We start from the raw sequence: 10,778 nt of genomic DNA, 5'->3' as shown, positions 1-10,778 counted from the left end.
CCCCGAGGCCGCGGCCCCCGCTCCGTCGGCTCCCGCGCCGGCCGCCGCCGCGCCGGCCCCCGCTGCCGCCGCGCCCGCCGCCTCCCCGGAGCCCACCGACTCCAACCCCGGCTACGTCACCCCGCTCGTGCGCAAGCTCGCCGGCGAGAACGGCATCGACCTCTCCACCCTCACGGGAACCGGAGTCGGCGGCCGCATCCGCAAGCAGGACGTCCTCGACGCGGTCGAGGCCGCCAAGTCGGCTCCGGCCGCCCCGGTCTCGGCGCCCGCCGCCGCAGCCGCCAAGGCCGCGCGCACCCCGCTCGAGACGTCGCCCCTCCGCGGCACCACGCAGCCGATGTCGCGCCTGCGCAAGGTCCTCGCGCAGCGCGCCGTCGAGTCGATGCAGACGAGCGCCCAGCTCACCTCGGTCATCGAGGTCGACGTCACGGCGGTCGCCCGCTTCCGCGACTCGGTCAAGAAGAGCTTCCAGGAGAAGACCGGCGCCAAGCTGTCCTTCCTCCCGTTCTTCGCCCTCGCGGCGGCCGAGGCGCTCAAGGCCTACCCGGTGATCAACTCGACCCTCGACGGCGAGTCGATCGTCTACCCGGACCACGAGAACATCAGCATCGCCGTCGACACCGAGCGCGGCCTGCTGACCCCGGTCCTCAAGAACGCGTCCGAGCTGAACCTCGCGCAGATCGCCTCCACCATCGGAGACCTGGCCGAGCGCACCCGCAACAACAAGCTGAAGCCCGACGAGCTCGCCGGCGGCACCTTCACGCTGACCAACACCGGTTCACGCGGGGCCCTGTTCGACACTCCCGTCGTGTTCCTGCCGCAGACCGCGATCCTCGGCACCGGCATCGTCACCAAGAAGCCGGCCGTCGTGCAGGTGGACGGTGCTGACGCCATCGCGATCCGCTCGACCGTCTTCCTCGCGCTCTCGTACGACCACCGCACGGTCGACGGAGCCGACGCGGCGCGCTTCCTGGTCGCGATCAAGGAGCGCCTCGAGGAGGGCTCGTTCGAGAACGACCTCGGCATCTGACACGCTCCCCCTGAGCGCGCCTCTCACGAGGCCGCTCCGATGTAGACGTCGCGGATGAGCCAGCCGGCCTCCGTCCTGATGATCAGGACGGAGGCCGCTGTTGTCCCCGGGGCCGTCCGGAGGTGCACGACCGCCGATGCCCCGTTCACGTCGACGAGGACGGCCGAGGCCTCCCCCGTCTCCGGGACAATGGAGGAGGGGCCGTCCGCTGCGTCGCCGAGCGGCGAGTCCGCCGTGACCAGACCGCGGGCGCACTCCCGGTCCCCGCACGCGCGCACCGCGTCGATCAGCACCTCCGCCGCCTGCTCGGCGTCGAGCGAGGCCGCCGCGACCGGAGCCGGCGGCGCCGCGGTCGCCACAGCCGGCGGAGCCGACCGAGCCGGAACGGGCGCGGCTGCGGTCGACGCCTCCGCATCCTGCACCTGCCGACCGGGCCCGCCCGCGAGCGAACCGGCGAGCACCGCTCCCAGCACGATCGCCGTCCCGACGGAGAGCGGTCCCCGACGCCGGACGACGAACGCCCGGAGGCGGTCCTGCCAGCCGTCGAGCGGATGGACCCGCCGGTGCCGGGCAGCCGGAGCAGGCACCGCCTCCCGACCCCGTGCATCCGCGCCGGACGTCGGCAGCGCCCGCACCGCCTCGCCTATCCCCTGCGGATCAGCGAGTCCGTAGAGGTTGCCCTCCAGCGCCAGCAGGTCGCGGTGCCGCGCGAGGGCGGCGACCGGCAGCTCCGGGCAGAGCATTCCGAGGCGCTCCAGGACCCGCTGCAGCGCGTCGCGCGCCGCACGCGGGGTGTCGACGGCGGGCGTCGTCAGCAGCAGCAGCGGCCGACCCTCCTCCGTCAGGCCGATGTCGTCCGTCGTCGGAGCCAGCCATGCTCCCTCGAGCGCGGCCGACCGGACCGCGCCCACCACGGGGGCGAGGAGGGTGACCGCGGCGCCGAGTGCGATCCCCCGCTCGACCCGCAGGAACCTCTCGAGTGTGGCGACGACGGGAGGGGCGGTCGAGACGATGCGCCTCCTCGGAGACGACTCCACCCGGACGATGCGCTCGCGGTGGCGGTGCTCGGCGAGCCGAGCCACCGCCGACACCTGTAGCGACTCGGCCTCCCGCGGCCGCATCGTCCGCTCGGCCGGCGGTGCGGCATTCGGCGCAGGCGTCCGCCGCCTCCCCGTCCGCACTCCGCCGATCCTCCGGCCCTGGACCGTCCCGCTGCTCGTCATGAGGCGAGCCTGACCGCAGGTCGGGGCGGAGGACGCCCGTCGATCCCGATCGGTGGACGGATCGGCGCGCGTGCCCTCTGTGGAGGAGTCCGATCCGCGTCCGGGGTCCGCCGCCGCGCTCCCGCTCGGTATCCTTGACGTCATGGCACGCAGCACGGAACCGTCGACGAAGGCGGTCAAGGAACCCGGACGTCTCAAGCAGATGTGGCAGGTGTTCCAGATGACCCGCCGCTACGACAGCAGCGCCGTCTGGATCATCCTCCTCGCGCTCCTGCTCCCGATCCTGCTCGGCGTGCTCCTCGGCATCCTGCTCGGCAACGGCAACGGCTTCGTGATCGCGCTGTGGATCATCGTGGGCGTGATGGCCGGCCTGGTCGCCGGACTCGCCGTGCTCTCGCGTCGCGCCGAGCGTGCCGCCTACGGCCAGATCGCCGGGCAGCCCGGCGCGGTCGGCGCCGTCCTGCGCAGCGGACTGCGCGGCACCTGGACCGGCGGCGAGATGCCCGTCGCCGTCAACGGCAAGACCCAGGACGCCGTCTACCGCGCCGTCGGCCGCGGAGGCGTCGTGCTGATCGCGGAGGGCCCCGCCTCCCGGACCAAGCGCATGCTCGAGGACGAGCGGCGCAAGGTGTCGCGGATCCTGCCGAACGTCCCCGTCACCTTCGTGCACGTCGGCTCCGACGCCGATGCGACTCCGCTGCACAAGGTGCCGAGCCGCCTCTCGAAGACGAAGAAGGTCCTCACCAAGGCCGAGGTCCTCGCGGTGAAGAACCGGCTCTCCTCGCTCAACACGTCGCTGCCCATCCCGAAGGGCGTCGACCCCTTCAAGGTGCGCCCTCAGCGATCGCGCTGACGCACGACGCGACAGGCCGGTCGGGATCTCTCCCGGCCGGCCTGCTTCGTCTGCGGCGCGAGTCAGTAGCGGACGAGAACCGTCCCGGCCACCTTGTCGTGGAAGCCGCGCTGGTCCGAGTCCCAGACGAGCGCCGGCACCAGCACGGCCAGCAGCACAGAGCGCACGATCGGGCGCCACACGCCGACCCAGCCCCCGCCGAGACGGATGACGCGCATCCCGAGCAGGCGGTGCCCGATGCTGCCGCCGATGGTGGGGATGAAGACGACCTGCAGCAGGACGAACAGCAGCAGGCTCGCCCAGCGGTCGTAGTCGAAGAACGCGAGCGACAGCAGAGCGGCGACGGCGAAGTCGACGGCCAGGGCGGCGATGCGGCGGCCGGACCGTCCGACCGAGAGGCGGCCCTCTCGGGGGAGGCCGAGACGCTCCCCCGGGTACGAGCTCGGGGCGGCGTCGGCGAAGGTCCTGCGGTCGGCGGCTGGCATCCTCCGATCCTATCCGCGGCGTCTCGGAGCGGACCGAGGAGCGGGTGGTCCGGCAGACGACGTGGAGCCCGACCCCGGACGGGCCCCGTAACATGTCGGAAACAACAGGGACACGGTGGGGAAACCCCCCGTCACTACCCTGGAACGGCTGCGCTCTGCAGCACCCCGTTACGCCATTGGAGACCTTTGCATGTTTAAAGATTCTTCCGAGGTGCTCTCGTTCATCAAGGACACGGACGTCAAGTTCCTCGACATCCGGTTCACCGATCTCCCCGGTGTCCAGCAGCACTTCAACATCCCCGCCTCGACTGTCGATGAGGAGTTCTTCTCCGTCGGTCAGCTCTTCGACGGGTCCTCGATCCGCGGATTCGCGAACATCCACGAATCGGACATGCAGCTGATCCCTGACGTGACCACCGCCTACGTGGACCCGTTCCGCGTCGAGCGCACGCTGATCCTCGTCTTCGACATCTACAACCCGCGCAACGGCGAGATCTACTCCAAGGACCCGCGTCAGGTCGCGAAGAAGGCCGAGAAGTACCTCGCGTCGACCGGCATCGCCGACACCGCGTTCTTCGCCCCCGAGGCGGAGTTCTACATCTTCGACGACGTCCGCTACGAGATCACGCAGAACTCCGCGTTCCACTCCGTCGACTCGGTCGAGGGCGCCTGGAACTCGGGACGCGTCGAGGAGGGCGGCAACCTCGGCAACAAGACGCCCTACAAGGGCGGCTACTTCCCGGTGAGCCCCGTCGACAAGCAGGCCGACCTCCGCGACGACATCTGCCTCAAGCTGATCGACGCCGGCCTCATCCTCGAGCGCTCGCACCACGAGGTGGGCACCGGCGGCCAGGCCGAGATCAACTACCGCTTCGACACGATGGTCCACGCGGCGGACGACATCCTCAAGTTCAAGTACATCGTCAAGAACACGGCCGAGCAGTGGGGCAAGACCGCCACGTTCATGCCGAAGCCGCTCTTCGGCGACAACGGCTCGGGCATGCACACCCACCAGTCGCTGTGGAACGACGGCACGCCGCTCTTCTACGACGAGAACGGCTACGGCGGTCTCTCGGACCTGGCGCGCTGGTACATCGGCGGCCTGCTCAAGCACGCCCCCGCCGTCCTCGCGTTCACGAACCCGACGGTCAACTCGTACCACCGTCTGATCCCGGGCTTCGAGGCGCCGGTCAACCTGGTCTACTCGGCCGGCAACCGCTCCGCATCGATCCGCATCCCGATCACGGGCACGAACCCGAAGGCCAAGCGCATCGAGTTCCGTGCGCCCGACGCCTCCGGCAACCCGTACCTCGCGTTCGCCGCGCAGCTGATGGCGGGCCTCGACGGCATCAAGAACCGCATCGAGCCGCACGAGCCGGTCGACAAGGACCTCTACGAGCTGCCCCCCGAGGAGGCGAAGCTCATCCCGCAGGTCCCCGCGACCCTGGGCGAGGCTCTCGACGCCCTCGAGGCCGACCACGACTTCCTCCTCCAAGGCGGCGTGTTCACTCAGGAGCTCATCGACACCTGGATCGAGTACAAGCGCGAGAAGGAGATCAAGCCCCTCGCGCAGCGTCCTCACCCGTTCGAGTTCGAGCTGTACTACGGGGTCTGATCCCGCAGCACTGCCGAAGGGCCGTTCCTCCTCGGAGGGGCGGCCCTTCGCCGTCCCCGGCGCGCGGGCGTCAGCGGTAGGAGGGAGCGTCTCCCGCGGCCGGCCCGTAGAACAGGCGCTCGAAGACCGCGCGGCAGCGGCGGGTCACGCCGAGGTAGTCGTCCTCGAGCGCCGTCGCGGACCCGGCCGGGTACTCGAGCAGGCGCGCGACGCCCTCGAGCTGCCGGCGGTCGGTCGGGAGGACGTCGCTGGTGCGGTTGCCCCAGAGCGTGGTGCCCGAGCGGACACGGGACGCGAGGATCCACGCGGCACGCAGCCGCTCCGCGTCCTGCGGGCCGACCATGCCCTCCTCCTCCGCGACCGCGAGGGCGGTGAGGGTCGAGGTGGTCCGCAGCGCCGGGGTCCGCCGCGCGTGCTGCAGCTGGAGGAGCTGCACCAGCCACTCGACGTCGCTCAGCGATCCGCGGCCGAGCTTGAGGTGACGGCGGGGGTCGGCGCCCTGCGGCAGACGCTCGCTCTCGACCCGTGCCTTGATCCGCTTCACCTCGCGGATGTCGCGGTCGGAGACCGCTCCCGGGTAGCGGACCCCGTCAGCCAGCTCCTCGAAGTCCTCGATGAGCGCCTGGTCCCCCGCCACTCCCCGCGCCCGGAGCAGCGCCTGCGCCTCCCAGGTCAGCGACCAGCGGGCGTAGTAGGCGCGGTAGGAGTCGAGGGAGCGCACGAGGGGCCCGTTCTTGCCCTCGGGCCGCAGGTCGGCGTCGAGGTCGAGCGGCAGGCGGGAGTCCTCCGTGAGCCGGACCAGCTCGGCGACGACGAACTGCGAGTAGAGCTGGGCCTGGTGCGGCCCGGCGGTGCCGGGTCGCTGGACGTACATCACGTCGGCGTCGGAGCCGAAGCCCAGCTCCGCCCCTCCGTACCGGCCCATGCCGATGATCGCGAACTCCGCGTCGGCGCCGGGCCGGGTCGCACTGCCGCGCCGGATGGCGGCGAGCACGCCGCCCAGCAGTGCGCTGATGATGTCGGTGAGGCTGGTCGCGATCTCCTCGATCGAGCTGAGGCCGAGCACGCCACCCATGGCGGTCCGCAGCACCTCGCGCCGGCGCATCGAGCGGAGGACCGAGGCGACCGCGTCGGGCGTCTCGTGCCGGGCGAGCACGGCGCGCACCTCCTCGGCGAGCTGGGCGGCGCTGCGGGGGCGGAGGGCGTCGTCGTCCTCGAGCCAGGCCGCCGACTCCGGGATGCGGTCGAGCAGCTCGCCGACGAAGCGCGATCCGGAGAGCACCGTGGTGAGCCGCTTGGCGGCTCCGGACGAGTCGCGCAGCATCCGGAGGAACCAGGGCGTCCCGCCCAGTGCGTCGCTGAGGCGCCGGAACGCGAGCAGGCCGTAGTCGGGGTCCGGTCCGTCGGCGAACCACTGCAGCATCACCGGCACGAGGTGGCGCTGGATGCTCGCGCGGCGCGAGACGCCCGAGGTCATCGCGGCGATGTGGCCGAGCGCACCGCGGGCGTCCGCGAAGCCGATGGCGGCGAGGCGCGCCTCCGCCTGGCCGGTGGATAGCTCGGCGCCGCCGTCGGAGAGCGCGGCGACCGCGGAGAGCAGCGGACGGTAGAACAGGCGCTCGTGCAGGCCCCGGACGCGGTGCTTGATCCCGTTCCAGACGCTCAGCAGCTCCTCCGCCGTGCGGGCGAGCCCGCTGGAGCGGGCGAGGGTCCGCAGCTCGTGCTCGTCCCGCGGCATCAGGTGCGTGCGTCGCAGGCGCCGCAGCTGGAGGCGGTGCTCGAGCAGCCGGAGTGCTCGGTAGTCCTGCGCGAACTCCTCCGCGGCGGAGCGGCCGATGTACCCGCGGTCGGCGAGGGCGCCCAGGGCGAGCAGAGTCCCGGGCATGCGGATCTCGTCGTCGGTCTGCCCGTGGACGAGCTGGAGCAGCTGCACCGTGAACTCGATGTCGCGCAGGCCGCCAGGGCCGAGCTTGATCTGGTAATGGACGTCGTTCTGCGGGATGTTCTCGGTGACCCGCTCCCGCATCCGCTGCACCGACTCGACGAAGTTCTCGCGGGAGGCGCTCGACCAGACCTTGGGCGCGACCGCGTCGACGTACGCCCGCCCCAGCTCCTGGTCGCCGGCGAGCGGGCGCGCCTTGAGCAGCGCCTGGAACTCCCAGCTCTTCGCCCACCGGTCGTAGTAGGTGATGTGCGACTCGAGGGTGCGCACGAGCGCGCCCTGCTTGCCCTCCGGGCGCAGGTTCGGGTCGACCTCCCAGAGCTCCGGCTCCATCGCCAGCGCGGAGGTCCCGCGCATGAGGAGCACGGCGAGCCGGGTGGCGACGTCGATCGCACGGGCGTTGGTCAGCTCCTTCTCCGGGTCGCCCTCGGCGACGAAGATCACGTCGACGTCGCTGACGTAGTTGAGCTCGGACGCTCCCGCCTTGCCCATGCCGATGACGGCGAAGCGGGTGGCGGCGACCTCGTCGCGGCCGAAGCGACCCGGGCCCGTGCCCTCGACCAGCTCGGTCCGCGCCACGGCGAGGGACGCCTCCAGCGCGGCTCCGGCGAGGTCGGCCAGCGCCCTCGTCACCCGGTCGATCGCCGCGACGGGGTCGGCCTGGCTCAGGTCGTGGACGACGATCCTGGTGAGGAGGCGGCGGTACCGCACGCGCAGCGCCGTCCAGCCCGCCTCCTCCCGGAGCGACGAGAAGCCGTCGACGGCGCCGACCGACTCGAGCAGCTCGGCCTTCATCTCGGCGCGCCCGGGGAGCGTGCGCACCGGCTCGAGGACGCTGGCGAGCTCGTCGGGCCGGCGCTGGAGGAAATCGGCGAGGCCGGAGGAGGCTCCCACCACCAGAAGCAGCCGGGTCAGGGCCTCGTCGTCGGCGAGGACCGCGTCCATCCGGTCGCGGTGCCGCCGCAGCAGGTCGATCAGAGCGAGCAGCGCCTCGTCCGGGTCCGCCACCCGGGCGAAGGAGGGCAGCACCGACTCGAGCTGCCGCCCGGCCAGCTCCTCCGCCTCGGCCAGCCGTGCCCCGGTCTCGCCGAGCGCGGCGAAGCCGAGGCGTGCGACATCGCGGAGGGAGCGTTCGCGGGGCATGGCCGAGGCGTCAGAGCATCTCGAGGTTGCTGCGCAGCTCGTACGGCGTGACCTGGGCGCGGTACTCGGCCCAGTCCTTCCGCTTGTTGAGCAGCACGAAGTTGAACACCTGCTCGCCCAGCGTCTCGGCCACGAGCTCGGACTCCTCCATCAGCGAGATGGCGCGGTCGAGGCTGGCGGGCAGGGCGCCGTAGCCGAGCGCCCGGCGCTCCGCGTCCGACAGGGCCCACACGTTGTCCTCGGCCTCGGCCGGGAGCTCGTAGCCCTCCTCGATGCCCTTGAGCCCGGCCGCCAGGAGCAGCGAGTACGCCAGGTAGGGGTTCGCCGCGGAGTCCAGCGCCCGGTACTCGATGCGCGAGGACTGCCCCTTGTTCGGCTTGTAGAGCGGGACGCGCACGAGGGCGGACCGGTTGTTGTGGCCCCACGAGACGTAGCTGGGCGCCTCGTCGCCGCCCCAGAGCCGCTTGTAGGAGTTGACGAACTGGTTCGTCACGGCGGTGATCTCGGGGGCGTGCTTGAGCAGGCCCGCGATGAACTGGCGGCCGAGCTTCGAGAGCTGGTACTGGGCGCCCTGCTCGTAGAACACGTTCACGTCGCCCTCGAAGAGTGAGAGGTGCGTGTGCATGCCCGAGCCGGGGTGCCCGGAGAGCGGCTTCGGCATGAACGTCGCGTAGACGCCCTGCTCGATCGCCACCTCCTTGATCACGGTGCGGAAGGTCATGATGTTGTCGGCCGTGGTGAGCGCGTCCGCGTAGCGGAGGTCGATCTCGTTCTGGCCGGGGCCCGCCTCGTGGTGGCTGAACTCGACCGAGATGCCCAGATCCTCCAGCATGCGCACGGAGCGGCGGCGGAAGTCGTGCGCCGTGCCTCCGGGGACGTTGTCGAAGTACCCGGCGGAGTCGACCGGCTCCGGACCCTCGGCGCCGAAGGACGACGACTTGAGGAGGTAGAACTCGATCTCGGGGTGCGTGTAGAAGGTGAACCCGCGCTCGGCCGCCTTCGCCAGCGTGCGCTTGAGCACGTTGCGCGGGTCGGCGACGGCGGGCTGGCCGTCCGGCGTGGTGATGTCGCAGAACATCCGCGCCGTCGGGTCGATCTCTCCGCGCCACGGGAGGATCTGGAAGGTCGACGGGTCCGGATGCGCGAGGACGTCGGCCTCGAAGGAGCGGGTGAGGCCCTCGATGGCGGAGCCGTCGAAGCCGAGCCCCTCCGCGAACGCGCCCTCCACCTCGGCCGGCGCGATCGCGACCGACTTCAGCGTGCCGACGACGTCGGTGAACCAGAGGCGAACGAATTTGATCCCTCGCTCTTCAATGGTGCGAAGAACGAAGTCCCGTTGCTTGTCCATCCAGACCCCTCCTGTTTCGACCCTCAGGCTACTGCCTCCGACCGGGGCCCGCGGGGCGCCCGAGGCGCGCCGTAGACTGGCGCCCATGTCAGCGCAGCCCGTGAAACGCGTTCGAACCCGCCACTTCCAGAACGCGAAGGACTCCGGTGTCCGCATCACCGGGCTGACCAGCTACGACCAGCTGACGGCGAAGATCTTCGACGACGCCGGGATCGACTTCCTCCTCGTGGGCGACTCCGCCGGCAACACGGTGCTCGGCTACGACACCACTCTGCCCGTCACCGTCGACGAGCTCATCCCGCTGGCACGTGCCGTCGCCGGAGCCGTCGAGCGCGCCTTCGTCGTCGCCGACATGCCCTTCGGCTCCTACGAGTCGGGTGCCGACGACGCGCTGCACACGGCGTTCCGCTTCATGAAGGAGACGCACGCGCACGCGGTGAAGCTCGAGGGCGGAGTCCGCTCCGCCGAGCAGATCCGGCGCATCGTCGAGGCGGGCATCCCCGTGATGGCGCACATCGGCTTCACGCCGCAGAGCGAGCACGGGCTCGGCGGCCACATGGTCCAGGGACGCGGCGAGGGCATCGAGCAGCTGCTCGCCGACGCGCGCGCCGTCCAGGAGGCCGGGGCGTTCGCCGTGGTCCTCGAGATGGTGCCCGCGGACGCGGCACGTCAGGTGACGGAGGAGCTGCGCATCCCCACGATCGGAGTCGGAGCGGGACCGCACGTCGACGGACAGCTGCTCGTGTGGACGGACTTCGCCGGATTCACCACCGGCCGCATCCCCCGCTTCGTGAAGCAGTACGCGGATCTGCGCGGCGTGCTCACCGGAGCGGTCACCGCGTTCCGGGACGACGTGGAGTCCGGCGCCTACCCCGGCGCCGAGCACAGCTACGAGTAACCGCGGTCAGCGGTCCTCGGCGGCGTCCTCCTCGGCCCACTTGCGGCTGTTCTCGTGCAGCCGCTCGAGGGCGTGCTCCGCCTCCTCGCGAGAGGAGAAGGGTCCCACCCGGTCGACGGAGGGGGACACGAATCCCTGCTCCACCGTGCCGGCCTTGAGGTTGTACCACCAGGAGTTCGCGTCGCCGTCAGCCATGCCGCGATCCTACGCCGCAGCCCGCGTCGGTCCGCACCCCCGCCCT

The 10,778-nt window shown here is 71.4% G+C and carries 9 protein-coding genes; 4 read left to right on the top strand and 5 right to left on the bottom strand.

Going from position 1 to position 10,778, the window contains the following annotated elements; all coding sequences use genetic code 11:
* Positions 1-1,030 (top strand): 2-oxoglutarate dehydrogenase, E2 component, dihydrolipoamide succinyltransferase (gene sucB / locus C5D50_RS12180; RefSeq protein WP_104289013.1); only part of this gene is annotated, 1,030 nt, incomplete at its 5' end.
* Between the two features lie 23 nt (positions 1,031-1,053).
* Here sucB and C5D50_RS12175 read toward each other — a convergent pair.
* Positions 1,054-2,112: a hypothetical protein gene (locus C5D50_RS12175; protein ID WP_146086927.1), complete on the bottom strand. Its 1,059-nt coding sequence runs from the start codon at positions 2,110-2,112 to the stop codon at positions 1,054-1,056.
* Between the two features lie 283 nt (positions 2,113-2,395).
* Here C5D50_RS12175 and C5D50_RS12170 point away from each other — a divergent pair, with 283 nt between their 5' ends.
* Positions 2,396-3,106, top strand: a complete 711-nt coding sequence (locus C5D50_RS12170) for a DUF4191 domain-containing protein (RefSeq protein ID WP_104223728.1) — start codon at positions 2,396-2,398, stop codon at positions 3,104-3,106.
* A gap of 62 nt (positions 3,107-3,168) precedes the next feature.
* Here the strand turns inward: C5D50_RS12170 and C5D50_RS12165 are convergent, their stop codons facing one another.
* Positions 3,169-3,591: an RDD family protein gene (locus C5D50_RS12165; protein WP_104223667.1), complete on the bottom strand. Its 423-nt coding sequence runs from the start codon at positions 3,589-3,591 to the stop codon at positions 3,169-3,171.
* A 190-nt stretch (positions 3,592-3,781) separates the two neighbouring features.
* Between C5D50_RS12165 and glnA the strand changes: the two genes are divergently transcribed.
* The gene (glnA, locus tag C5D50_RS12160; RefSeq protein ID WP_104223668.1) at positions 3,782-5,206 is read left to right on the top strand and encodes a type I glutamate--ammonia ligase; all 1,425 of its coding nucleotides are present in this window, start codon (positions 3,782-3,784) and stop codon (positions 5,204-5,206) included.
* A gap of 70 nt (positions 5,207-5,276) precedes the next feature.
* On the opposite strand, the gene C5D50_RS12155 is transcribed toward glnA, so the two are convergent.
* Complete coding sequence (locus tag C5D50_RS12155; protein ID WP_104289012.1) at positions 5,277-8,291, bottom strand: bifunctional [glutamine synthetase] adenylyltransferase/[glutamine synthetase]-adenylyl-L-tyrosine phosphorylase; 3,015 nt, start codon at positions 8,289-8,291, stop codon at positions 5,277-5,279.
* 10 nt (positions 8,292-8,301) lie between these two features.
* A complete protein-coding gene (locus tag C5D50_RS12150; protein WP_068253236.1) occupies positions 8,302-9,639 on the bottom strand; it encodes a glutamine synthetase family protein in 1,338 nt (445 codons plus the stop codon).
* A gap of 85 nt (positions 9,640-9,724) precedes the next feature.
* On the opposite strand from C5D50_RS12150, the gene panB reads away from it, so the two are divergent.
* Complete coding sequence (gene panB, locus C5D50_RS12145) at positions 9,725-10,537, top strand: 3-methyl-2-oxobutanoate hydroxymethyltransferase (RefSeq protein WP_104254909.1); 813 nt, start codon at positions 9,725-9,727, stop codon at positions 10,535-10,537.
* Between the two features lie 6 nt (positions 10,538-10,543).
* On the opposite strand, the gene C5D50_RS12140 is transcribed toward panB, so the two are convergent.
* Entirely contained in the window at positions 10,544-10,732 is a 189-nt protein-coding gene (locus C5D50_RS12140; RefSeq protein WP_104223671.1) for an SPOR domain-containing protein, read from the bottom strand.
* Positions 10,733-10,778 lie beyond the last annotated feature (46 nt).

The sequence above is a fragment of the Rathayibacter sp. RFBD1 genome, assembly GCF_002932915.1.
Taxonomy (GTDB): Bacteria; Actinomycetota; Actinomycetes; order Actinomycetales; family Microbacteriaceae; genus Rathayibacter.
The sequence above is the reverse complement of the archived record's forward strand: the minus strand, read 5'-3'. Positions and strand labels throughout refer to the sequence as shown.